The organism is Desulfoluna sp. HI9BLuna, from assembly GCF_056829775.1.
Map to the genome: position 1 here is coordinate 2,646,928 of NZ_CP186555.1, position 23,221 is coordinate 2,670,148.

Consider the following 23,221-nt stretch of genomic DNA (forward strand, 5'->3'; position numbering starts at 1 on the left):
AAAATTGCCCAGACATTAAGGAAAAAAACAAACAAAATTAACAGGGAAGCCGTGGAGCCCGTCAGTTGCGGGTCAGAAGATAGTTCCGGATAAAATGCCGATGGCTGCGGAAGGCGACCTCCGGCAAGTCGTCCAGGGGAAAGAAGCAGGCGTCGTCCGCGTCATCCCCTGCAACGGGCACGCCGGTCCAGGACCGAATCAGGTACCCCATGAGCAGAACGGTGCCGTAATCTGGGTTGGGGTTGGTGGTCACCCCCAGCAGGCTCTGGATGCGGCCGTCGATGCCGGCCTCCTCACGGAGCTCCCGCACGGCAGCTTCTTCCGGGGACTCCCCCAGCTCCATAAAACCTCCGGGAAGGCACCACATCCCCACCTTGGGAGGCACGTTGCGCTTGATGAGGAGCAGTCGCTCCTTGTCATCCACCACCACCACACAGGAGGCCGGAACCGGATTTTCATACAAAGGGGTGGCGCAGGCCTCGCAGTAGAGGCGATCCCGCCCCTCCACAAATCGCCTGGAAAGGATCCCCCCGCAAAAGGGGCAATGGGTCTTCTGTCGAGACGTGGTCACAGACTCTTTTGGATTGCTGCACGCGGAGTGCATTGCATCAGGTGCCATGGGCCCTCCCAAAAACAAAGAAAAAGGCGGCCCGATCACACATCGGGCCGCCTGAAACGCTTTCAGCAGACTGAAGGGACAAAACCGAAGGCCGCGGAACAAACCGCAGACCAACGCGTCCCCAGGACTCGGATCATGGGATCCGTTGCCGCCTGCTACTCGTCAAAGTCACCTTCCGGCCCTTTGTCCGAGCAGATCAGTGCGGCCTTGGCGCGGATCTTCTCTTCGGTCCACTCTGCCTTGTCCTCCACCACCTCGGCCTTGGGACCGGGGTTGTAAGAGCCTGTCTCCAGGATGTCCTGGACACACAGGGAACCGGTACCGCCGGCGTTGAAAACCTCGGTGAGCAGGGTGTAGGTGAACTCTTCCACACGCTTGGTCATGCGCTCACGGATCTCACGGGCCTGGCCGAGGATCTTGTTCTCAAAGGGGAGGTTCAGCTTCTTGAAGTTGCTGCCCTTGATGCCCTTTTCATCGGCATAGGCCTTCATCTCTGCCCAGAGCTCTTCGCCGAGGCCTTCGCCCTTGATCTTGATGAGGTCCCCGTTATCATCCATCACCGCGTTGCCGAACTCGTTGACCTCCATGCCCCAGGAGAGGAGCTGAAGGGCCGTGGCCACGTTGGCCTTGGTGGTGGCGGTCTTTTCGGCGATGGCGCGCAGGCGGTCGGAGTCGTTGCCGCTGGTGCCGTGCTGGGCACCGGAGACCTTGTAGGGCTCCAGGGCCTTGTGGATCTCTTCGGTCAGCTCCACGTTGATGCCGGAGCCGCTGGCCTCAATGCCGTGGGTGGTGCCGTTGTTCAGGGCGATCCAGTCCGCATGGATGTCATGGGCGTTGAGCCCCTGGATGAGGAACAGGGCCTCCTCCGGTGAGGAGAGTCCCTCGGTGCCTTTGATCTCACCCACCTCGGTCTCCAGACCGGCCCACTCGGGGATGTAGGGGTTGATGGCGATGTTGGCCAACAGGTTCTCGTCATCGGGCTGATGGGACGCGTCGATGGCGATGGAGGTGACCCCGGCGTCAAAGATGGAGGGGATCTCCACCTTGCCCGCCTCGAGGTCGGCCTGGGTCTTAATGGCGTAGTGGTCGGTGTGGATGGCCACGGGCACGGTGACCCCCAGCTCGTTCATCACCGCATCCACCTGGCGTGCCATGTTCCAGAGGCTGGTGGGGCAATAGGCGTTGGCCCCGCCTTCGGACTTGGCAATCTCGATGATGATGGCGGCATCGGCACGCTGGGCCGCGGCCAGAACGCCGCGAATCACAAGGTGGCTGCGCCCGTTGGCCGCAATGGTCATGGCCCCGCCCTTCTTTCGCATGGCGCGGTCGATGTACCGACCACTCACGAGCAGAGCCTTGGAGTTGGGAAAAAGTTTTTCTACTGTGGGGGGACGACCGATTTTGAGTGCGCGATCAAAGTCAGACATGGTCTCTCTTTTTCTCCTTGTATATTAGGGACCGACAGGGCCCCTTTGTCGCGGTTGAAAAACATGTAAAAAGCCGATACTGCGATCCTTCCTGGCCTTGCCTTGCCGTCGGAACTGTAAACGCAGCCTTTGCCCCGCCCGGGGCGGCTGCAGTCTGACAATCTAACTTTTTACAATCCAAAATATATTTTATTATTGTAAAGCAATTGTAAAGAAAAAAACAGCGGAAGGCCCAATTGTCAACCCGTGTTTTTTTCACGATTTCAGTGAGGTATCTCAGGAATAGCGTTTCTTGACTTTGAGGGGTACAATGGCATACATGGTTTCGGGTACATGGATGCCCGGGCGCCCCCAATCCGCCCCTGATTCTTCTTTCATCCTCTTTCCCAGGGAGTCCCCATGACACGCGCCGTTCCACGTCTCGTCGTATCAGCCCTTGCCCTTCTCCTGGCAGGGTTCAGTCTCTTTTCAGCCCCCCCTGTACGGGCCGACGTTCCGGTGTCGGCACCCGCAGAGAGCCCCGACCGCAAAGTCGATCAGCTCACGCGGCTCCTCACCACCATGGACCAGGTCAAACGGGAGGTGGCAGAGGCCCAAAGCGCCCTCTCCAGCCCGGAAGCCCTGGGCAAGGAGGAGCGCTACCGAACACGTATCACCCGTCTCAGCGCCCGACTCACCGCCCTGGAAGAGGGATTTGAACAGCTGGCAACCGGTGTGGAAAAATCAGCCACGGCCCAGGCAGGCGGGGCCAGTTCCTTTGAGTGGAACACGGAACTCAAAGAGCTTTTAGCCCCTCTGATCATGGAAATCAAGCACATGACGTCCCGTCCCCGGGAAATCCAGGGGCTACGCAGCACCCTGGAGGGCTATGACGAGGAGCTCTCCCGCATTGCCACAGCCATGAAGAATATCACCGACCTGCAGGCCAAACCCGACCTCTCCCCGGCCCTGGCCCTGGAGCTGGACACCCTGGCCTCCAAGTGGCGACACCGCGAACAGGAGCTGATCTCCTTAAAGGGCCTGGCCGAGCTGAAGCTGGAGGAGAAGGAGGCCACCAAACGGACCCTGTCCGGGTCTTTCCAGGATGTGACCCGCCTCTTCTTCAAAAGCCGGGGCCGCAACCTCCTCATGGCCCTGGCCGTCCTCTTCGGCACCCTCTTTGCCATGGGCAAGTTCAGGTCCGTCATCGAAAAACACAGCCGACTCTACGGCAAGGCACAGACCGTCTACGCCCGTATCTTTGACTTAAGCTACATGATCGTCACTGTCACCGTTGCCCTCCTCTTCACCATGGGCTCCCTCTACCTGGTGAGCGACTGGGTCCTGCTCTCCATCCTGCTGATCCTTGTGTTCGGCCTGGTCTGGACCTCCAAGGAGGCCATCCCCAAAGTGTGGGGCCAGGTTCGCATGCTCCTTAACTTAGGGGCGGTGCGCGAGGGAGAGCGCCTCATTTACCAGGGGGTACCGTACAAAGTCACCAGCATCAACCTCTACTCGGAGCTGGAAAACCAGGCCCTCCAGGGCGGCCGACTGCGCCTGCCCCTGAAAGACCTCTTTGACCTGCGCTCCCGCCCCTGGCACCCGGACGAGCCCTGGTTCCCAACCCTGAGCGGAGACTGGGTGCTCCTGTCCGACACCACCCACGCCAAGGTGACGGTGCAGAGCCCCGATGTGGTGAACCTGCGCCTTTTGGGCGGAGCCATTCGCCGGATCACCCCGGCGGAATTCCTGTCCCTGGCCCCCACCAACCTCTCCCAGGGGTTCCGCCTGGAGGCCCGCTTCCGACTGGATCCGCGCCACCGCACCGAAGCCGCCACCACCATCCCTGCCGCCCTTGAAAAAAGCCTCACCACACGCTTCGCCGAAACCCGCTGGATCCCCGAGGACCTTTCCGTGCAATACCGACGCACCCTCCCCTCCTTCCTGGAGCTCTCCGTCCTCGCCGACTTCCCCGGCTCCTGCGCCGAAGACCACCCCCTCATCGCCATGGCCCTGGAACAACACTGCCTGGAAACCGCCGCTTCCATGGCCTGGGACCTCCCCACCCACCGCATGGCCGTCCAGATGGTGCAGGGGAAAAGCTAAAAAAGCGTGCCTCCGGCGGGCAGGGGATACATCCCCTGCACCCCAGGTTCGCAAATGCTCCGCCCCTTCGTTCCTCAGGGACGTCACATTTGCTGACGGGCTTGGCCCGTAGTCAGCGGCGTGGGGTATTCATGGTTAAAACCCAATCATGTAAATCGTTGAGTCCGTTTCACTCTTCTGGAAACACGATGAAGGACAATTCGAATTCGCTTCGCTCCCCAGAAAAAAACCAGAATCGTTCCCTGCGAGCTATGCCCGCCATAAACGCTGATGGATTTTGCGTATTGCTTTACACGAGCCAAATGCATCAAAAGGGGACACCCGGGCATTTGCGCCCCTGGGGTCCAGGGGGTGCCTCCCTATCGGCCGGAGGCTGGCCTGCTAAAGCTGATCATCAACGGATTACGGTAACGCATCCTGGCCCTCCAAGGCTTGTGGGATAGTTTGCATAAACCACCAACTTATGTATCGGGCGAAGCCCGAGCCGAAGGCGCGTGCACATTTTTCTGAGGAACGAAGGAAAATGTGCACGCGCAATCAGCTTTCGAGGTGGCTCCACCTCGCCGCCGGAGGCATGGTTTTTCGGGCCACCAACCATAGAGGGTTTACCTCATGCCTTCCCCTTATCCGATCATGATGTCCTCTTCGGCCCAGCGGTGGGGGGGAGCGATGTCGCGGCTGACGGCCACGGCAATGGCCATGGGGCCGAGGCGGCCGACAAACATAAGGAGGGTGACGCAGAGGCGGCCCGGGGTGGAAAGGGTGGGGGTGACGCCCATGGAGAGCCCCACGGTGCCGAAGGCGCTGACGCTCTCAAAGAGGAGTTCGAGGAAGCGGCCGCGGCTTTGGGTGTGGGCAAGGCTCCCCATCTCGCTGGAGAGGAGCACCAGGGTACCGAGGATCACCACGGCAACGGACATCATCATGAGGTGGGTGGCTTTTTCCACGCTTTTGGCGGGGATGGTCCGGGAAAAGGCAGAGACGTGGGCCGCCCCTTTGAGACGGCTCCGGCCCATGAGAAAGAGGGTGGCTGCGGTGGTGGTCTTGACCCCGCCGCCGCAGGACCCCGGCGAGGCGCCGATGAACATGAAGATTAGCGACAAAAAGAGGGTGCCGTTGGCCATGGATCCGAAATCAAGGGTGTTGAAGCCTGCGGTGCGAAGGGTCACAGACTGAAAAAAGGCGGCCAGGAATTTTTCATGCATGGGCAACGCGGCCAGGGTGTTGCGCCACTCCAGGAGCAGGGTGACCAGGGTCCCTGCAAGGAGGAGGATGGCCGAGGCCGTGACCACAAGGCGGGTATGGAGGCTGAGCCGCTCCCAACGCCAGCGCCCGGGGCGCAGCCGCCCCTGGAGCTCTGAAACGGCCAGAAAGCCCAGGCCCCCTGCGATGATCAGAAAGGAAATGGTGCCGTTGACAAGGAGATCCCCCCGAAACCGGGTGAGGCTGTCCGGATAGAGGGCAAACCCGGCGTTGCAAAAGGCGCTGACGCTGTGGAACACCGAGAGCCACAAGGCACGGGCTGCGGTGGGGGAGACCGGATAAAACCGGATAAAGAGAAAAAGCGCCCCCAGAAGCTCAATGATGACGGTCACCCGGATCACGGCCCGCAGGATATCGGCGGGGCTCTTTTTCCCGCTGTGGGTGAAGCTGTCCTGAATAATGAGGTTTCCGGCAAAGCCCACCCGTCCCCGGGCGCCCAGGATCAACAGGGTGGAGATGGTCATGATGCCCAGGCCCCCCAGCTGGATCAGTGCCAGAAGCACGCCCTGGCCGAAGAGGGTCAGGGTTGAGGCCACATCCAGCACCGAAAGGCCGGTGACACACCCGGCTGAGGTGGCGGTAAAAAGGGCATCCACAAAGGAGAGGGACCCCGTGCGGGACGAGGCGGGGAGCATCAGCAGCAACGCGCCGATGGCGATCATGGACATAAAGGATAGGATGAGGCGACGGGCCGGGGATTGAGCGCGAATCACCGCACGCCATGTGGGGGCAAGAGATTTCATGGCACCTTATGTACCAGAGTGCGGAAATCATGGCAATTGGTGACGTTCTGTTCCTATTCAGATGGCCTTCTATGGTCAATGAGGAGTCAGAAAAAAACAAAAAAGAGCCTCCGGCGGCGAGGTGGAGCCACCTCGAAAGCTCATTGCGCTTGCGCATTTTCCTTCGTTCCTCAGGAAAATGCGCAAGCGCCTTCGGCTCGGGCTTTGCCCGATTCATAAGCTGGTGGTTTGTCCGAGCTGTCCCACAAGCCTTTAAGGGCCAGGACTCGCTATCGTAACCCGTTGAGTATCCGCTTTAACCAAACTGACTCCGGCGGGTCGGTTAACGAAGGCGAAGGTGCATGCCCGCCCCTGGGCTTCAGCTCTTTTTCCCGCGCATGGGCGTTGCCATGGCCGGTCGGCGGCGGTCTCCTTCGGCATAGCGCCGGTCCTGGGAGACCCGTTTCTGGGCGGCCCGCCGCTCCCCTGCGGTGCGGCGGTCGATGGAGAGTTCCAGGACCTCCACCATGTCGGAGACCAGGTGGATGGTCAGGGCCTTCACCACCTTTTTGGGCAGCTCGGCCAGGTCCTTTTCGTTCTGGCGCGGCAGGATCACGGTCTTGACCCCCACGCGATGGGCGGCCAGCACCTTCTCCTTGACCCCGCCCACGGGCAGCACCTTGCCCCTTAAGGTGATCTCCCCGGTCATGGCCAGGTTCTTTCTCACCACCCGGTTGATGAGAAGGGAAACCAGGGCCGTCATCATGGCCACCCCGGCCGAGGGGCCGTCCTTGGGAATGGCCCCTGCGGGCACATGGACATGCAGATCGATGCCCTTGAAGATCTCGTCGTCGATGCCCAGGCCCCTGCTGTTGCTCCGCACAAAGGAGAGGGCGGTGCTCACCGACTCTTTCATGACGCTGCCCATCTGACCGGTGAGGTTCAGGCCCTTGTTCCCCTTCATGGCCGTCACCTCGATGTAGAGGATCTCGCCGCCTGCAGGGGTCCAGGCCAGGCCCATGACCACGCCGGGTACGCTGATGCGGTCGTTGACGTCGTGACTGAACTTTTCCGGGCCCAGGAACTTGGGCACGGTGACCACGTTGACGGCCACCTTCTCGGCCTCCTCCTGGGCAATGAGGGTGGCGGCTCCCCTGCACACCCCGGCCACTTCCCGCTCCAGATTCCGAAGGCCCGCCTCCCGGGTGTACCCGGAGATGATCTTTTTCACGGCCCCTTTGGTCATGGAAAAATTCCCGGCGGAAAGACCGTGGGCCCGACGCTGCTTGGGAATCAGGTAGCGGTTGGCGATCTTTACCTTCTCATCGTCGGTGTAGCCGGGCAGCTCCAGAACCTCCATGCGGTCAAGAAGGGCAGGGGGAATGGTATGGAGCACGTTGGCCGTGGTGATGAACATCACGTGGGAGAGGTCAAAGGGTACGTCGAGGTAGTGATCGGTGAAGGTGTGGTTCTGTTCGGGATCCAGCACCTCCAGAAGGGCCGATGAGGGGTCTCCCTGGAAGCTGTTGCCGATCTTGTCCACCTCATCCAGAACCACCACGGGGTTGCGGGACCCCACGCGCCGGAGCCCCTGGATGATCCGCCCGGGCAGCGCCCCCACGTAAGTCCGCCGGTGCCCCCGGATCTCGGCCTCGTCCCGGACCCCGCCCACGGCGATGCGGATGAACTCCCGGCCCATGGCCCGGGCCACGGAGCGTCCCAGGGAGGTCTTTCCCGTGCCCGGAGGCCCGGCAAGGCAGAGAATAGGCCCCTTGGAGGCCTGGGTGAGCTTGCGGACGGCCAGATACTCTATGATGCGCTTCTTGGGCTTGCTGAGCCCGAAATGGTCATCGTCCAGCACCTTTTTCGCCCGCACGATGTCCAGGTTGTCCACAGTCTCCTCCTGCCACGGCAGGGAGGTGGCCCACTCAAGGTAGGTGATGGCCACGGTGTACTCCGACGACGAGGGGTGCATGCGCGCCAGGCGAGAGAGCTCTCGCTCCGCCTCCTTTTTCGCTTCCTCGGGCATGTTGGCCGCATCGATGCGGGCCCGGTATTCGGACACCTCGGCCGCGTTTTCGCCCTCTTCCCCCAGCTCCTCCTGCATGGCCTTGATCTGCTGTCGGAGATAGAACTCCTTCTGCTTGTTGCTCATGTCCTCCTTGACCTGGGTCTGGATTCGGGTGCCGATCTCCAGGATCTCCAGCTGGTAGTTCACCAGCTCCGTCACTTTTTTCAAGCGATCCCGGACCCGGGAGAGCTCCAGCACCGCCTGCTTCTCCTCAAGCCCGACGTTGATGGTGGAGGTGATCATGTCCGCCAGGGTGCCGGGGTCGGGAATGGAACGGGCCATCTCCCCCAGCTCCTGGGGCAGGGCCGGGGTGAGCTTAACCACCTTCTGGTACTGGGTCAGCAGGTTGGCCGCCATGGCTCCGGCCTCTTTCTCGTCCATGCGCATGTCGTGGATCAACTCCACACCGGCGCGGAGAAAGGGCCGCTCCTGAACGTAGTCACGGGTCCCGAACCGCCCCATTCCCTGGACCATCATCTGGATCTTGCCGTCGTCCTCTTTGGCCATCTTAAGGATCATGGCCACCGTTCCCACCTGGTGGAGTTCCGAGGGGATGTGGCGCCCTTCGGGGCTCTTTTTCTTGGACAAGAGCAGCCCGATGATCCGGCTTCCCTGCATGGCGTCTTCCACCAGATCCGAAGCAGCCCCTTCCGTGGCCTGAAGCGGCAGCACCATCTTGGGAAAAAGGGACACATCATAGACGGGGAGAATCGAGAGCTCTTCCGGGATCTCTTCAGGTGCCAGGGTCCCGCTGGAGAGTTCATTTATGGACATGGTCGCCTCCAAAATCAAGAACAGGGGAAAAGCACCCTGCGGGTTGTGTGACCCACCCCGGGAAATCAAACCGTTACGGGGGAGGATTTTACATGGCGTGTGGTGTGCATTGTCAGGTGGGTGTGCTATAACGCTCGACAAGGAAGAAGAGAATGAAGATAAGAAACGCGTGATCCGGTTTTAAGGGAGTTGCCGGCGGAAACGCCGGGACACGGCAGCGTAGAAAGCGACCGCCTGAAAGGGCTTCAGCCCCAGGGTTTCAAGCCAGCTCGCCACGGGTACCGCTTGCAATCAATCCGGCAACCATTGAGGTGACGACAGGACGCACTTCGACCTGCGGTGCTCATGGAACCAAAACAAAACCTTTGGGTTGGATTAAATCGCCGGGTTATCAATAAATACCACGTTCCCAGGATTGATGTAAAGGAAAGATGGGCCCAACCCCTCGCAACATAAGCACAATCCCATCGGGAGCCCGCCCCCCTTCGGTCGTTCTGTCGGCCCACTATTTCCTCTACTTCGGCATGATGGGCATCTTCCTGCCCTTCTTCAACCTCTTCTGCCACAACATCGGCCTGTCCGGCTTTGAAATCGGGGCCATCAACTCCACCCGCACCGTGGTCATGGTCCTCTTCTCCATCCTCTGGGGGGCCCTGGCCGACCGCCTTGCCCTGAGGCGGCCCGTTTTCATCCTCACCAGCTTTCTCAGCGCCCTTGCCTTCGGGGGCTACCTCTTCACCGACACCTTTCTGCCCATGCTGGGCGTCACCGTGGTCTATGCCCTCTTCTTCGGCCCGGTCATCCCCTTTCTGGAAGCCTTCACCATGGAAGCCCTGAACCGCCCCGGCGCAGACCCCAACGCCTACGGACGCATCCGGGCCTGGGGGTCTTTGAGCTTTATCGGGGTGGTCATGGTTATGGGCAAGGTCATGGAGATCGGCTCCACCCGCCTTGTGCCGCCCCTCATCCTCCTGGCCTCCCTGATGCTGGCCCTCTGCACCCCAGCCGTGCCCAGGGACCTCTCCCCCCTGAGGCCCGCCGGTGCCTCGGAGATAAGGAGCCTCTTCAACCGCAGGACCCTGGGGTTCCTCCTGGCCAACTTCCTCATGCTGGCCGGGCACGGCACCTATTACGGGTTCTTCTCCATTCACCTGGAACAGACGGGGTACGGCCCGGGATTCATCGGCCTGGCCTGGGCCCTGGCCACCCTTGCAGAGCTGGCCGTCATGACGGGTTCGTCCCGGATTTTCAAGCACCTTCCTATCCACCGAGCCCTCTGGATTGCCTGTCTCCTGGCGGCCCTCCGGTGGGTGGTGCTCTTTGCCTTCACCTCTCCGGCGGCCATTCTCCTGTCCCAGCTTCTCCATGCCGCAACCTACGCCCTGTTTCACATTGCCTGTATCCTCTACACGGACCGCCTCTCCACCCCCGGCAACCGCACCGTGGCCCAGGTGGCCAACAACGCCGTCTCATACGGTCTGGGGCTCATGGCAGGCTTTCTGGTCAACGGCTGGCTCTACGACCGATACGGGGCCGGCCTCTTTCTCATGAGCGCCGGCATCTCCCTGGGTGCCGCGGCCCTGCTCTTTCTGGTCGCCTCCCGGTCCCCGCGCCCCTGACCCGCCCACAACGGCCCGGGAAATGTCTACCTTTCAGACCCTTTTTCCCAGAGATTTACGGGCTCTTTTACCCCACCATTCCGGTATAGATTGGAGACAAACCACAGCCCGCCACGCACCCCTAAAGGGCACAGAGAGGGAATAAAAACACGCCTTTCAAGCACCCAGCAACAGCCCTGAGGTACCATCACTCACAAAATGCTCCTTGCCCGACCTTTTTTACTCGAAAACTGCCCGGGTGGTAAAAAAAACATCGTTCCGATCCCCCTCCGGCAACTCGTCCTAAATGGGCACGATGACAGTAAGTATATGCAGGCAGGGTCGATTGCTGACCACGGGTCAAAGAAAAAACAATAATTTCACTATTGAAATGGGAAAAATATTTTTTTATATCCGTTTTTTACCCAGATTTTCATACGAGTGGAAAATTATGGCGGACGTTCTTGATTTTTTACTCACCAAGGGGGATAAAACACCATGGAACATGACTCAGGCAAAGGTAAGCAGGTTGTAAAGTCCATCGGCAAAGCCATGCAATTCTGGCGAAAACTGGAAGGCCATGACCAGAAGGACTTTTCTGAGGTGATCGGCACCTCTCGCTCGTATGTGGCCAAGCTGGAAAACGGCCACGTGGGTGTCTCCATCAATCGCATCGCTGAAATTGCGGAAGCCCTGGGCATCTCGCCTTACACCCTGATGCGCGGCGTACCCGAAAAGGAAGAACTTGAAGCCCTCCTGGACCTCTATACCGACGACGACCTGCGGGTCACCAAATCGGAGATGGAGGATCTCTTCTGCGAGCGGCTCCGCAACCACCGGGTCCCCAGGGAATATTACATCCATCTGCTGGAACTCTTCCGCTCGGGAAAATACAACAGGGTCGCCTAAAGCGCCTTGGCCCGCCCGTCTCAGGGGCGGGACCCTTTTGCACACACAAGCACTCGGCCCGGGACACCCGCCCCGGACCGACACCAAACGGCCGCCACGATGATATTCAATGGGCTCCGACACGACACCAAAGAAATTGGGGTCGGGCCCATTTAGACGGCAGCAACCCGTCCCAAACGCATCAGTCCACGGCCCGACCCGCGGCAAACCCCTCATGCACAGCGTCAAAGGCCAGTGCGATGCCCCCGGCATCCCCCACGACGACACAGGGGATTCCCTTTGCTTTCACCACCCATTCAAAGGGATTTACCGGAACAGCCCCCGAGGCCAGGACCACGGTGTCTGCAGCCAGGACGCGAATCTCTTCCCCGCACTGAACGCGACCCCCCTCATCGGTGATGGCAAGGGCCCGGGTGCCGGTACGGACGGCAACACGGCTTCGTCTCATCTCCTGGAGCATCCCCCACCGCGTGCTTTTTCCAATGTCCCGTCCCACGCTGCCTTCCATCTCGATGAGCACCACCTTCTTGGAGCCTCGGGAGGCCAGGTCCCTCAAGGTCTCCGGAGACTCCCCGCCGTTAACCAGCAGGCACTTCAGGGCCTCGGCCGAAAGCGTCCCCTTCTCCGCCAGGAAAAGGGCCGTCTCCACTCCCACGGCCCCCCCGCCCACAATCACCACCTGTTTCCCGGTACGGGCCCTTCCGGCCAGGACATCCCAGGCCTGCACCACCTGGGGACTGCCCACCCCGGGGATGGGGGGTGTCAACGGCTCTGCCCCGGTGGCCAGGATGACATGGTCCGGTTTTTCCGCATCGATGAGGGCCTCATCCACCGCGGTATTCAGCATCAGGCGGATGTCCGTGGCCGCCAGCTGGTTGGCCAGGTCCTCGGCCAGGGTCAGAAACTCGCGCCTTCCCGGAGGTGCCGCAGCCAGGTGCAGCTGCCCGCCCAGACGCGCGCCCTTTTCATAGAGGGTCACCACGTGGCCCTTTGCATGGGCCGAAAGGGCCGCACTCATCCCGGCGGCGCCCCCGCCGATGACCATGACGTGCCGGGGCTCGGCCGCCTTGAGGGGAGGGGTTTCCCACTCGTGACCAGCCCGGGGGTTGCAGAGGCACTCCACGTGCTTGAGCTTGAACAGGTTGTCAAAGCAGCCCTGTGCGCAGGCAATGCAGTGGAGGATCTCATCTTCCCGGCCGGTACGGGCCTTTTCAGGGAGGTCCGGGTCGGCAATGAGGCTCCGGCCCATGGCCACCATGTCGCAGCATCCCTCGTCGATGAGTTCCCGGGCAACGGCCGGGTCGTTGATGCGGTGGCTGGCGATGACGGGCACCCCCACCTTCTCTTTCACGTTGCGGGCAAGGTAGCCGTACATGCCCCGGGGCACATTGGGGGTAAGCTGGGGCACCCTGGCCTCGTGCCAGCCCCCCTTGACGCACAGAGCATCGGCACCCGCCGCCACCAGCTTCACGGCAAAGGACTCCAGCTCCTCCCGGGGGGTGCCCCCTTCCATGAAGTCGTTGTTGTCCAGGCGTACCATCACAGGAAAATCGTCCCCCACCCGCCCGCGGATGGCCGCAACAATCTCCAGGCCCAGGCGCATGCGATTCTCCGGGGAGCCCCCGTAGGCATCGTCCCGGGTGTTGGTCAGGGGCGAGAGGAACTCGCTGATGAGGTACCCGGTTCCGGCCAGGACCTCCACCGCATTGAACCCCGCCTGTTTCACGCGGGCCGCTGCGTCGGCAAAGGCGTTAATCACCGCGCGGATCCCCTCCGGGGTCAGGGCTTCGGGCACCTCGCCGGTCATGCGGGAGGCAATGGCCGACGGGGCCACCGGGCTCCTGCCCCCCATGAGCAGGGAGTGGCTGTACCGCCCGGCGTGGTTGAGCTGCACGGCAGAGCAGGCCCCGTTGCCGTTGATGGCCGCGGCCAGCCGGGTAAGGCCGGGAAGGTGGGCATCCGAATGCGCACCGATGTACAGGGAGTTTCCGGATCGCTCGTCCACGGTGGCGTTTCCCACCACGATGAGGCCTGCCCCACCCTTGGCCCGCTCCGCATAAAATGCCACCAGGCGATCGCTCACCAGAAAATCCTCGCACATGCCCAGGTGCATGGCCGGAAGGCAGATGCGGTTCTTCAGCTCCAGCCCGTTGATGCGAATCGGTTCATATATCGGATCTCTCATGGGTCCCCCTTACTTAGGTCGGGCGTCATCCTCAGCGCCAAACAGGTCTTTTCGGTTCATGGAGCACCGGGCCTCACCTCGGCACGGTGCCCGGTGCAGATGCGGCCGCCCATTATTCGTATACGAACTATAAGCCCCCACGACGGCCCACCGGAGAGGCGCCGCCCTGGACCACACCCAAAAAACCCGGTTGATTCCACCCGTTACAGGAACATCAAGCGATCAACCGCGGATTTTCAGAAACAGAACACGCCCCTACATGGTTTGTGTACAAAGTATTTGCTTCCCATGTGACCTGTCAAGGGAAAAAGCCCCCGGCAACTAAAGAGTTACCGGAAGACGGCACTCCAGGGAGACGTGCTCTTCCGTCACCCGGGCTCGCCACGCCTCAATCTCCACCCCCTTGGACGCCACCTCCCGCAAGGCCCTGCCGTAAGCGGGGTCGATGTCGTCGGCCGGGGTAAAGCTCCGGGCGTCGGGCCGCTGAATGAAAAAAAAGATCACGCTGCGCTCCCCCCTGGCCTTGAGTTCAGCCAGGGTGAACAGGTGTTTTTTGCCCCGCTCCGTCACCGCATCGGGAAAGGCGGCCACCCCGTCCCGTACCAGGGTGCAGTTTTTCACCTCCACGTTGCAGGGGGGATGCCCCTCCTTGTAGAGGACCATGTCGAGACGCGTCCCCTTGGTCACGGTCACCTCCCTGCGCAGGCTGTCGTACCCATCCAGGGCCGGTACGGCCCCGGCCTCAATGGCGCGGGCGACCAGCAGGTTGGGAAGCAGGGTGTTGATGCCCACCAGGCAGTCCCCGGCCTCCACCAGCTCCCAGGAGTACGCATGTTTCCTCCGTGGATTGTCGTGGTGGCTGAGCCAGACCCGGGATCCGGGTTCCGCACACCCCTTCATGGACCCTGTGTTGTTGCAATGGGCCGTTACCAGGGTGCCGTCCTCCATGCGCACATCCACGAGAAACCGCTTGTAACGTTTCACAAGCACGCCGCAATACAGCTCGGGCAGTTCCACCCAGGCCTTTTTTTCCTCTTTTGACTCACCGGCTGCAGACCGTCCCATAATCCTCCAATACGGTTGTAAAACAAGATAAAATGCATTATGACTTATGCCTTAACGAACAGGCAGTTACGAGATGCCTGCCTGTTCCCCGAGCACGCGCCATTGACACACAATGTTACCGCTTCGGCTCACCTTCTCATCACCCCGGGCCGGCGTCAACACCCGAGGCAGCGGCCCGCAACAACCCGGCGGGATCACCCGCCGCCTCCGGCAAGGAGAGCCCCATGCCCCTCTACAGCCTGAAAGAGCACAGCCCCTGCTGCCACCCCTCCGCGGTTCACCTGGCAGGTTCGGTGGTGGCCGGACGCGTCACCCTCGCCGAAGAGGTCTCGGTCTGGTTCAACACCGTTATCCGGGGCGACGGCGATACCGTCACCATCGGCGCCCGCACAAACATCCAGGACCTGTGCATGCTCCACGTGGACCCGGGCCGCCCCCTTGCCGTGGGGGAAGGGGTCACCGTGGGCCACCGGGCCATTCTCCACGGGTGCACCATTGAATCGCACTGCCTCATCGGCATGGGCGCCGTGGTGATGAACGGGGCCCGCGTGGGTACAGGCTCCATCATTGCCGCCGGCTCCGTTGTCCTGGAACAGGCAGTGATCCCCCCCTTTTCCCTGGTGGCGGGGATGCCGGGCACCGTCAAGAAAACCCTCTCCGAGGAGGTGCTGGACGTGATCCGCGCCTCGGCCGAGATCTATGTGGAAAAGTCCCGCATTTACGGCCAGCCCCGCCTCTTCAAACCCATGGAGTAAGGCATGAAGCCCCTTTCCGCAACCCTGGCAGGGCTTCAGCGCCACTGGGCCCCGATTCCCGAGGCCATGCTGGCCGACTTCAACACCCACGTACGGCTCACCAACGCCAAGCGGCTCAACCTCGTGTTTGCCGCGGTCATCGTGGCCACCACAGGCCTTTCGTCGTTCCGGGCCATCATGGCCCGCAGGCTCGGCCCCCCCGACCACCACGGCCTCTTCCTGTCCATGGGGGCGGTGATCATCGCCACCGCCCTGACCCTGCTACTGATCCATCGGCGCATCGACCACCGCAAAAAAGGATGGCACGCCCCCTTTTTGCTGGGAATGACTGTCTTCAGCCTGGGCGGAACCCTCTCGGTGGTGGCGGGTGTGGAGTACGCCTCAGTGGGCGGGATCACCCGGTTTTACCTGACCATCTTCGGCCTCTGCACCGCCCTGATCCTCCCCCCCGGGCCCTTGATCCTCTCCTTTGCCTGGACCTTCACCTGCCTGTTGGCCTCGGTCCGGGTCACCCAGGGCTCCCTGAGCCCCTTTCTCCTTGAAAACATGCACCTCATCGGCCTCTTCCTGCTGGGCGGGGTGATCTCGCGCACCGTGGCCACCACCTTTATCCGGGACTACCTCCTCTTTCAGGAGGTCACCCGGTCCAACGAGGAACTCAGGCGGGAAATCCGCGAGCGGGAAAAGATCATGCGGCGGCTCTCCCGATCGGAGCGGGAGTTCAAAAACACCTTCAAATACGCCCCGGATGCCTACATCCTCACCGACCCCACCGGCAAGGTGAACCGCGTCAACCGCGCCGCCCTGGAGCTCATGGGCAGGACGTCCAAGGGGGTCAAGCACAAGCGGCCCCATGAATTCAAGGTCCTTAAAGACGACAACCTCTTCCAGGTGGAGCGCATGCTTCGCGAAACCCTCATCTGCGGCCGCTCCGGACCCTGCGAACTGGAAAAGGTCTCCCTCAAGGGCTTCAGAGACATCCACCTGGAGCTCCATGCCTCCATGCTCCACGTGGACAACCGGGAGATGATCCTCATCATCGCCCGGGACATCACCCAGAGAAAGGAGGGGGAGGCGCTGCTGGAAGAATCACGAAGGCGCCTGGAAGAGCGGGTCACGGAGCGCACCGAAGAGCTGGAGCACATCAACATCCGCCTCAAAGGGGAGATCAACGAACGCATCGCCACCGAAGCGGCCCTGGCCAAGGCCGAAACCCACTACCGGCTCCTGGTGGAGAACATGAACGAAGGCCTGGCCATTTTCGATACCCAAGGGCGCTTCACCTACATCAACGACTGCCTCTGCGCCATGACAGGCTACAGCCGGGAGACCCTCACCGGCAAACTGGGCTCCTTTGTCATGTCCCCGGAGCCCCCTTCCCTTTCCAAGGAGAAGCTCACCACCCAGGCCCGTGGGGAACGCACCTCCTACGAGGCCCGGCTCACCACGGCCTCGGGAAAGACCCTTCACATCCAGATCTCGCCGGAGCCCCTTGTGGACAAGGAGGGCACCAACCGGGGCAGCTTTGTGGTGATCACCAACATCACCGACCTCAAGGCGGCGGAGCGCCAGATCCGAACCCTCTCCCAGGAGCTGATCAAGGCCCAGGAAAACGAGCGCCAGCGCATTGCGCGGGACCTCCACGACAACGTGGCCCAGAATCTGGCCACCTTGAAAATCGGCTGGGACACCCTCCTGGACGGACTCTCCGAGACCAACCCCGTCCTCCTGGAAAAAACCCGGGCCCTGTCTCGGCTGCTTCGGGGCTCCATCGACAGCATCCGGGGCCTGGCCTACAACCTGCAACCCCCGGAACTGGAGCAGCTGGGTCTCATTACGGCCATCCGGCGTTACTGCGAAGAGCAGACCACCCACTTCAACCTGCCCATCGACCTGTTCACCGCAGGGGTCCAGGAACTCAAGCTCTCCTACGACACCCAGATCAACCTCTACCGCCTGGTGCAGGAAGCCCTCTCCAACGTGCGCAAGCATGCGGACGCCACCCGGGTCACCATCCGTCTCACCGCCTCCCACCCCCACCTTATCTTAAACGTGGAGGACAACGGCCGGGGGTTTGTGGTCAACGAACGCCTCACCGAAGCAGTCAATGAAAAGCGCATGGGTGTACGAAGCATGGAAGAGCGCGTGAGCCTCCTCAAGGGCACCATGAAGCTGACTTCGTCCCTTGGCGCGGGCACGCGCCTGCGCATCGAGGTCCCTGCCGAGCGTACCGTCCGGGAGCGCACCGTGGCCTGAGGGGCTCGACAGCGCAGTCCAGGCGGTGGTACACTTTTGGATCAACCACCATTCGCCCACGGGCAAAAAAGGACCCCGACATGAACAAGCTTCAGTTTAACGACGAACTCCTCTCTTTTATCGGCGCGTCTCCCACGCCCTACCATGCCGTGGCCCTTCTGGTGAGCCTCTTTGAACAAAACGGCTTTGAGCGGCTCCACGAAACAGACCGATGGGACCTGCGCCCCGGAAAGCGCTACGTGGTCACCCGGAACGACTCCTCCCTCATCGCCTTCACCACGGGCCGCAGCCCTTTCTGCGAGACAGGCATCTCCATGGCCGGTGCCCATACGGACAGCCCCAGCCTGAAGGTAAAGCCCTCTCCCGACATGCAAAACAACGGCGGCAACCGCCTGGGGGTGGAGGTGTACGGCAGCCCCCTGCTCACCACCTGGTTCGACCGGGACCTCTCCCTGGCCGGGCGGGTAAGCACCACCCGGGACGGCCACAAAAATCCCCGTGTGGAACAGACCCTCATCGACCTGAAACGCCCGGTGGCCGTCATCCCCAACCTGGCCATCCACCTGGACCGAAACGCCAACAAGCAACGACAGGTCAACCCCCAGACCGAGCTGCCTCCCCTCACGGCCCTTCCGGGTGAACTCCCGGGAGATCTCCGCGCTCTGCTGCAAAAGGAGCTGGCCACCATGGAGATCGTCGTGGACAGCGGCTCCATCCTGGAATACGAGCTCTCCCTTTACGATGCCCAGCCCCCGGCTTTCCTGGGTTGGGACCGGGAGTTCATCACCGGAGCCCGCATCGACAACCTGCTCTCCTGCTTCACCCTGGCCCACGCCATGGTGGGGGCCACGGACGAAGCGCCCAGCCTGGTGGTGTTCAATGATCATGAAGAGGTGGGAAGCCACACCCCGGCCGGGGCGGGCGGAAACTTTCTGGTGCAGGTCTTGGAACGGCTGATCCCGGATCCGGAAGAGCGGGCCATGGCATCGGCGCGCTCCCTGATGGTCTCTTCGGACAACGCCCATGCCGTCCACCCGGCGCACCCGCAAAAATACGACCCCGATCACAGCCCCTGCCTCAACCGGGGCCCGGTGATCAAGTACAACGCCAGCCAGCGTTACGCCACGTCAAGCACCACCGCAGCGTACTTCAAAGAGATCTGCCGGCGCACCGGGGTCCCGGTCCAGGCCTTTGCCATGCGAAACGACATGCCCTGCGGCACCACCATCGGCCCCCTGACAGCCGCTGCCACCGGCATTCCGACCCTGGATGTCGGGGTGCCCATGCTGGCCATGCACTCCATCCGGGAAACCGCCGGGTGCGAAGACGCCTTTTACCTGTACCGGGCCATGACCGAATTTTTTCAAACCAGGGCGTAACCCGTCAGCGCCAAATAGCCTCCGGCAACCCTGCCGGAGGCTTGGCTTTCGAAAAATTCGATAAACAGATCGTGCGAGGGCCTCGTTCAGGCCGAAAGAGATCGACAAGCCGACGGTTTTGTCGGTACGGAACGTTTTTGTAGAAGATTTTATCAAAAAGAGCCCCGCCCGAGGCAACGGAATCGTTACGCACAGACGTGATGAGCGATGGATCTAAAGGGGAAAACGTGTGTGGGGAGAAGAGAGGTTTCCGGAGAATTCACAGGCGGGCCCGCGCCCAGACAAAACAGTGCCACACGCGTGGGCGACGAAACCCTTGCGTGCTTTGGTTCAGGAGAGAGTTATGGCGTTTGGAAGACGCGGACCCCGGCCTGTGAAACCGGATATGCAATACAAAAGCAGAGCATACTATATATGAATACGACGGCCATGATGGCACCGCCCAAATGGGGCGAAGCCGGCACATCATATGGGTGAAGTGAAACCTTTTTCAGGATTTTTACGCAAAAAAAAACCGAAAAAGAAGAGAAATGTGGCGTCCCCAAGGGGATTTGAACCCCTGTCGCCGGCGTGAAAGGCCGGTGTCCTGGACCAGGCTAGACGATGGGGACGCAAAGATTTCTTTTCTCTTTCAGGTTTGTGGCGGGAGTGACGAGACTCGAACTCGCGGCCTCCAGCGTGACAGGCTGGCGTTCTAACCAAACTGAACTACACCCCCGCAACCTAAAAAGGTTGTCAGGTGGTGCCCAGGGGCGGAATCGAACCACCGACACGGGGATTTTCAGTCCCCTGCTCTACCGACTGAGCTACCTGGGCTCACCAAACGAGAGAAGGTTTAAAGAAATTTGCCCATGGTGTCAACCAAAAGCTGCGCTTTTTTCGCAAAAAAGTGACCTTCCAATTAAAAATTGCATGATTGCGACCGGTTACCACACAAAGAAATTTACGACTTCAAGGCCTTTCGGCCCCTAACGCCGGAGGCTTCCGGCGATTGGTACCCCGCACCCACACACATTGTGTCACCCATCAGGGAACACGCCTGTCCCGCAACGCCCCCTTCCCGAGGACGCCCACCCTCCGGGAAGGGAAAAAGCGGATGGGCGACGCCCCTGCTCCATAGTCCTTCGGTCGGAGGTGCCCGAGAGCCCGCCTTTGGGTCAATGAAGGCCAAATCCATTTTTTTTGGATTTTGGGGTTGACTCCGCGGAAGGGATGGGGGTATAAAGTCTCCCGTGCTGAGCGGGAATAACTCAGTGGTAGAGTGCAACCTTGCCAAGGTTGACGTCGCGAGTTCAAATCTCGTTTCCCGCTCCAACATGACGATACAGCCCCCGGATCCGCAAGGATACGGGGGCTTTTTTGTTTTGGTCTTTAGACTTTTGCCCTCCGCGACCTTGCCATGCTCCCAAGGCCCCTTTCCCTGTGTCCCCCAACCTGTGATATAAAAAGCATTCCGGTACCGGCTGCCCGGTCCCCCGAAGCAACGCACCCTCATTATTTATGGAGACGCCAATGGAAACCCAGGTATTCAACGCGCAGGACAAAGAGGCAAAAACCTTTGACAACGGCCCGGCCAAAGGGGTCACCGGCCGCATCCTCATCGGCCGGGAAACAGGGGCCGAAAACTTCTGCATGCGCTTGTTTGAGCTGGCCCCGGAGGGCCACACCCCCAGCCATACCCACGACTGGGAACACGAAATCTTCTTCCACGAAGGCTGCGGGGAGGTCCTGGCCAATGGCACCTGGACTCCCGTAAAAAAAGGATCCGTGGCCTTTGTGCCCGGCGGCGTCCCCCATCAGATCCGAAACACCGGCACCTCTCCCCTGACCTTCGTCTGCCTCGTCCCCAAGGGCGCGCCCGAGCTTTAAAAAACCCTTCCTTCTATGGTCAAAGCTACTGAAAAAAAGCATGCCTCCGGCGGCGAGGTGAGCCACCTCGAAAGCTGATTGCCGTTGCGTTTTGTCCCTCGTTCCTCGGGCCAAATCACAACGGCCTTCGGCTCGGGCTTCGCCCGAAACATATGCTGGTGGTTTTTACGAGCGATACGACAAGCCTTGGTTACCGGTGCGAAAAATGATGTTACCGGGAAGTTTTTGCGGAGCTTTTTTCAAAAAGCGACCCGCCGGAGGCCTATTAATACCCCAGCTCTTCGCCCACGATGAGGACGGTGACGTCGGTGAGCATGGGTTTGCGGTGAAGGATGGTGGTGATGTTGCAGATGCGCATGGGGGCGTTGCAGTCGGAGCAGACGCCGGTGACGGCGCAGGGGGTTTCCACCCCAAGGCTCTTGGCCCGCATGGGACCAGCCACCTCCCGGATGCGGCGCAGGGCCCCGTGAAGATCCGAGGCAATCTTGTTGGTACCGGCCACCACCACCACGCGGGAGGGGCCGAACGCCATGGCGCTGGTGCGGTTGCCGATGCCGTCCACATTGATGATCTCCCCGGTCTCGCTCAGGGCGTTGGCACTGGTAAAAAACAGGTCACAGCCCTGCTGGCCCTTTCGCATGGCCAGGGTCTCGTCATAGGAGAGGTCGGGCCTGTGGTGATCAAAGAGGGTCTTGCCCATCTCTGCGGCCAGGGTGTGCAGCCCCAGGGACCGAACAGTATCCGAACCGCCGAACCCTACGGTGGCGGCAGCCTCCAGCAGGGGCTTCACGTGTTGGGTCACCTCCGCCCCGCTCTCCAGAAAATGGGCGTCAAACCGGTGCTTGGCAAGATTCTCCACGCAGCGGTGGGCCCGCCTCTCCAGCAGCCATGATTTTTCCTCTGAGGTCATGGGTCTCTCCTTTCCATCAAGGGTCTCGTTGTTATCGGGGCATCTCCAGGATCACGGTGTGGCGCACGCGGTAGACGGCCCCTGTGGGTGTGAGTCGGCTCTCATACAGGCAGACCCGGTCCATCTCCCACGCAAGGGGCATGATACGCCCACGGGCAAGCCCGGGCAAGGAGACGCCCGGATTTCGCACGCGGCCCAGGGTCACATGGGGCGTAAAACCTCGTTTCTCCCGGGGCACGCCCTCCCCAAGGGCCCACTCCTCCACACATTCAGCCAGCTGCAGCAAAGGCTCTCCGCCCGCCACCCCTGCGGCCACCACACGGGGCCGACGGGTTCCGGGCAGCAGGAGCACCCCGTCCACACGGGCCGCCAGAGCCGGCCAACCGGCCAGGGCGTCGGCAAGTCCCCGGGAGAGATCCCCCAGGCGCCCCGGGGGCCGCTCCCCCAAAAATTTCAGGGTCAGGTGAAGGTTGGCTTCAGCCACCCACCGCACCGCATTTCCGGGAACGGCCCGGTCCAGGTCCTTCCGGGCAGCCACCAGGTGCCTGCGCACCCCGGTGGTCAGGGGAATTCCCACAAACAGGCGACACATCGATTCATAGGCCATGGCAGCTCCAGCCTCAGGGAAGGGGCAGTCCTTTTCCCCTGGGCTCTTCCAGGACCAGGTAACCCTCATCGTCCATGGGGGGGTAGGGTTTGCCCTGCTTTTTATAATAAGGAACCAGCCGGGGGTAGCCCCACTCGAACAACAGGGTCCGGTAGGTCTCGTCGTCCATGGAACGCTCGTCGTACATTCCTTTTTCCTGGCGCTGCCTCTGGGCTTCATACAGAATCAGGGCCGTTGCCACGGAGACATTGAGGGACTGCACCATGCCCAGCATGGGCACGATGATGGACCCGTCGGCCTTTTCCACGGCTTCGTCGGTGATGCCTTCCAGCTCCGCCCCCACCACAAGGGCCGTGGGTTGGGTAAAATCCACGGAGCGAAAATCCACGGCCTCCTCGTCAAAATGGGCACAGAGAATGCGAAACCCCTTGCTCCTTAAATGGCCGTAGGCCTCATCCACGCTGCCGTGGCGCCTGACGCCCACCCACTTTCGACTCCCGCTGGCCGCCCTGGGCCGCAGCACCACATCCTGCATCTCGCTGATGGCATGGGTCTCGAACACCCCCACCGCGTCGCAGCTCCGTGCCACGGCCGCCAGGTTATGGGGTTTGTGCACATTCTCCATCACCACGGTCAGATCCATCTGACGGCTCGTGAGGATGGCCTTTAACTTTTCAAAACGTTCCGGTGTCATCCGCGTTGTTCCATTTCATATCCATGTAACCAT

16 protein-coding genes and 4 tRNA genes are annotated in these 23,221 nt (G+C 61.3%); 8 read left to right on the forward strand and 12 right to left on the reverse strand.

The genetic code is table 11. The annotated features are described in order from the left end of the window. Positions 1-61: 61 nt before the first annotated feature. Together ACOYW0_RS10760 and ACOYW0_RS10765 are read right to left on the reverse strand one after the other, a co-directional pair. On the reverse strand, positions 62-619 hold the full coding sequence (locus tag ACOYW0_RS10760; protein WP_482418447.1) for an NUDIX hydrolase: 558 nt from the start codon (positions 617-619) through the stop codon (positions 62-64). 155 nt (positions 620-774) lie between these two features. Then, on the reverse strand, positions 775-2,046 hold the full coding sequence (locus tag ACOYW0_RS10765) for a class II fructose-bisphosphate aldolase (protein WP_482418448.1): 1,272 nt from the start codon (positions 2,044-2,046) through the stop codon (positions 775-777). Between the two features lie 399 nt (positions 2,047-2,445). On the opposite strand from ACOYW0_RS10765, the gene ACOYW0_RS10770 reads away from it, so the two are divergent. Then, positions 2,446-4,131 carry a coiled-coil domain-containing protein gene (locus ACOYW0_RS10770; RefSeq protein ID WP_482418449.1) on the forward strand — a complete coding sequence of 562 codons (1,686 nt, stop codon included), beginning with the start codon at positions 2,446-2,448 and terminating at the stop codon, positions 4,129-4,131. Positions 4,132-4,754: 623 nt separating this feature from the next. Here the strand turns inward: ACOYW0_RS10770 and ACOYW0_RS10775 are convergent. After that, complete coding sequence (locus ACOYW0_RS10775) at positions 4,755-6,137, reverse strand: TrkH family potassium uptake protein (RefSeq protein ID WP_482418450.1); 1,383 nt, start codon at positions 6,135-6,137, stop codon at positions 4,755-4,757. A 358-nt stretch (positions 6,138-6,495) separates the two neighbouring features. After that, on the reverse strand, positions 6,496-8,961 hold the full coding sequence (lon, locus tag ACOYW0_RS10780; RefSeq protein ID WP_482418451.1) for an endopeptidase La: 2,466 nt from the start codon (positions 8,959-8,961) through the stop codon (positions 6,496-6,498). A 431-nt stretch (positions 8,962-9,392) separates the two neighbouring features. On the opposite strand from lon, the gene ACOYW0_RS10785 reads away from it, so the two are divergent. Beyond that, a complete protein-coding gene (locus tag ACOYW0_RS10785; protein WP_482418452.1) occupies positions 9,393-10,580 on the forward strand; it encodes an MFS transporter in 1,188 nt (395 codons plus the stop codon). A 477-nt stretch (positions 10,581-11,057) separates the two neighbouring features. Further along, entirely contained in the window at positions 11,058-11,468 is a 411-nt protein-coding gene (locus ACOYW0_RS10790) for a helix-turn-helix domain-containing protein (protein WP_180137950.1), read from the forward strand. 181 nt (positions 11,469-11,649) lie between these two features. Here ACOYW0_RS10790 and ACOYW0_RS10795 read toward each other — a convergent pair whose 3' ends face one another. Together ACOYW0_RS10795 and sfsA are read right to left on the reverse strand one after the other, a co-directional pair. Then, entirely contained in the window at positions 11,650-13,653 is a 2,004-nt protein-coding gene (locus ACOYW0_RS10795) for an oxidoreductase (protein WP_482418453.1), read from the reverse strand. Between the two features lie 321 nt (positions 13,654-13,974). Next, complete coding sequence (gene sfsA, locus ACOYW0_RS10800; protein ID WP_482418454.1) at positions 13,975-14,718, reverse strand: DNA/RNA nuclease SfsA; 744 nt, start codon at positions 14,716-14,718, stop codon at positions 13,975-13,977. A gap of 224 nt (positions 14,719-14,942) precedes the next feature. On the opposite strand from sfsA, the gene ACOYW0_RS10805 reads away from it, so the two are divergent. The 3 genes from ACOYW0_RS10805 (at position 14,943) to ACOYW0_RS10815 (ending at position 19,108) form a co-directional block, all read left to right on the forward strand. After that, complete coding sequence (locus ACOYW0_RS10805) at positions 14,943-15,473, forward strand: gamma carbonic anhydrase family protein (RefSeq protein ID WP_482418455.1); 531 nt, start codon at positions 14,943-14,945, stop codon at positions 15,471-15,473. A 3-nt stretch (positions 15,474-15,476) separates the two neighbouring features. Beyond that, the gene (locus tag ACOYW0_RS10810) at positions 15,477-17,729 is read left to right on the forward strand and encodes a PAS domain-containing sensor histidine kinase (protein WP_482418456.1); all 2,253 of its coding nucleotides are present in this window, start codon (positions 15,477-15,479) and stop codon (positions 17,727-17,729) included. A gap of 80 nt (positions 17,730-17,809) precedes the next feature. Further along, positions 17,810-19,108: a M18 family aminopeptidase gene (locus ACOYW0_RS10815; protein ID WP_482418457.1), complete on the forward strand. Its 1,299-nt coding sequence runs from the start codon at positions 17,810-17,812 to the stop codon at positions 19,106-19,108. A gap of 533 nt (positions 19,109-19,641) precedes the next feature. On the opposite strand, the gene ACOYW0_RS10820 is transcribed toward ACOYW0_RS10815, so the two are convergent. From ACOYW0_RS10820 to ACOYW0_RS10830, 3 genes are all read right to left on the reverse strand, one after another. Then, positions 19,642-19,719, reverse strand: a tRNA-Glu gene (locus tag ACOYW0_RS10820). 29 nt (positions 19,720-19,748) lie between these two features. Then, positions 19,749-19,826: transfer RNA gene (locus tag ACOYW0_RS10825), tRNA-Asp, on the reverse strand. A 22-nt stretch (positions 19,827-19,848) separates the two neighbouring features. Beyond that, a tRNA-Phe gene (locus ACOYW0_RS10830) sits at positions 19,849-19,924 on the reverse strand. Positions 19,925-20,347: 423 nt separating this feature from the next. On the opposite strand from ACOYW0_RS10830, the gene ACOYW0_RS10835 reads away from it, so the two are divergent. Beyond that, positions 20,348-20,422, forward strand: a tRNA-Gly gene (locus ACOYW0_RS10835). Positions 20,423-20,620: 198 nt separating this feature from the next. Continuing rightward, positions 20,621-20,977 (forward strand): cupin domain-containing protein, encoded by a 357-nt coding sequence (locus ACOYW0_RS10840; protein WP_482418458.1) that lies wholly within the window; start codon positions 20,621-20,623, stop codon positions 20,975-20,977. 265 nt (positions 20,978-21,242) lie between these two features. Here the strand turns inward: ACOYW0_RS10840 and ACOYW0_RS10845 are convergent, their stop codons facing one another. The 3 genes from ACOYW0_RS10845 to trmH are packed head-to-tail and all read right to left on the reverse strand — an operon-like array spanning position 21,243 to position 23,188. Continuing rightward, complete coding sequence (locus tag ACOYW0_RS10845; protein ID WP_482418459.1) at positions 21,243-21,887, reverse strand: lactate utilization protein; 645 nt, start codon at positions 21,885-21,887, stop codon at positions 21,243-21,245. 31 nt (positions 21,888-21,918) lie between these two features. Beyond that, positions 21,919-22,494, reverse strand: a complete 576-nt coding sequence (gene thpR, locus ACOYW0_RS10850; RefSeq protein ID WP_482418460.1) for an RNA 2',3'-cyclic phosphodiesterase — start codon at positions 22,492-22,494, stop codon at positions 21,919-21,921. Between the two features lie 13 nt (positions 22,495-22,507). Beyond that, positions 22,508-23,188 carry a tRNA (guanosine(18)-2'-O)-methyltransferase TrmH gene (gene trmH, locus ACOYW0_RS10855; RefSeq protein ID WP_482418461.1) on the reverse strand — a complete coding sequence of 227 codons (681 nt, stop codon included), beginning with the start codon at positions 23,186-23,188 and terminating at the stop codon, positions 22,508-22,510. Positions 23,189-23,221 lie beyond the last annotated feature (33 nt).

Excerpts from the sequence above, each read along its gene's own strand:
- ACOYW0_RS10760 (WP_482418447.1), bottom strand. The coding sequence starts at position 619 with ATGGCACCTGATGCAATGCACTCCGCGTGCAGCAATCCAAAAGAGTCT.
- ACOYW0_RS10765 (WP_482418448.1), bottom strand. The coding sequence starts at position 2,046 with ATGTCTGACTTTGATCGCGCACTCAAAATCGGTCGTCCCCCCACAGTA.
- ACOYW0_RS10770 (WP_482418449.1), top strand. The coding sequence starts at position 2,446 with ATGACACGCGCCGTTCCACGTCTCGTCGTATCAGCCCTTGCCCTTCTC.
- ACOYW0_RS10775 (WP_482418450.1), bottom strand. The coding sequence starts at position 6,137 with ATGAAATCTCTTGCCCCCACATGGCGTGCGGTGATTCGCGCTCAATCC.
- lon (WP_482418451.1), bottom strand. The coding sequence starts at position 8,961 with ATGTCCATAAATGAACTCTCCAGCGGGACCCTGGCACCTGAAGAGATC.
- ACOYW0_RS10785 (WP_482418452.1), top strand. The coding sequence starts at position 9,393 with ATGGGCCCAACCCCTCGCAACATAAGCACAATCCCATCGGGAGCCCGC.
- ACOYW0_RS10790 (WP_180137950.1), top strand. The coding sequence starts at position 11,058 with ATGGAACATGACTCAGGCAAAGGTAAGCAGGTTGTAAAGTCCATCGGC.
- ACOYW0_RS10795 (WP_482418453.1), bottom strand. The coding sequence starts at position 13,653 with ATGAGAGATCCGATATATGAACCGATTCGCATCAACGGGCTGGAGCTG.
- sfsA (WP_482418454.1), bottom strand. The coding sequence starts at position 14,718 with ATGGGACGGTCTGCAGCCGGTGAGTCAAAAGAGGAAAAAAAGGCCTGG.
- ACOYW0_RS10805 (WP_482418455.1), top strand. The coding sequence starts at position 14,943 with ATGCCCCTCTACAGCCTGAAAGAGCACAGCCCCTGCTGCCACCCCTCC.
- ACOYW0_RS10810 (WP_482418456.1), top strand. The coding sequence starts at position 15,477 with ATGAAGCCCCTTTCCGCAACCCTGGCAGGGCTTCAGCGCCACTGGGCC.
- ACOYW0_RS10815 (WP_482418457.1), top strand. The coding sequence starts at position 17,810 with ATGAACAAGCTTCAGTTTAACGACGAACTCCTCTCTTTTATCGGCGCG.
- ACOYW0_RS10840 (WP_482418458.1), top strand. The coding sequence starts at position 20,621 with ATGGAAACCCAGGTATTCAACGCGCAGGACAAAGAGGCAAAAACCTTT.
- ACOYW0_RS10845 (WP_482418459.1), bottom strand. The coding sequence starts at position 21,887 with ATGACCTCAGAGGAAAAATCATGGCTGCTGGAGAGGCGGGCCCACCGC.
- thpR (WP_482418460.1), bottom strand. The coding sequence starts at position 22,494 with ATGGCCTATGAATCGATGTGTCGCCTGTTTGTGGGAATTCCCCTGACC.
- trmH (WP_482418461.1), bottom strand. The coding sequence starts at position 23,188 with ATGACACCGGAACGTTTTGAAAAGTTAAAGGCCATCCTCACGAGCCGT.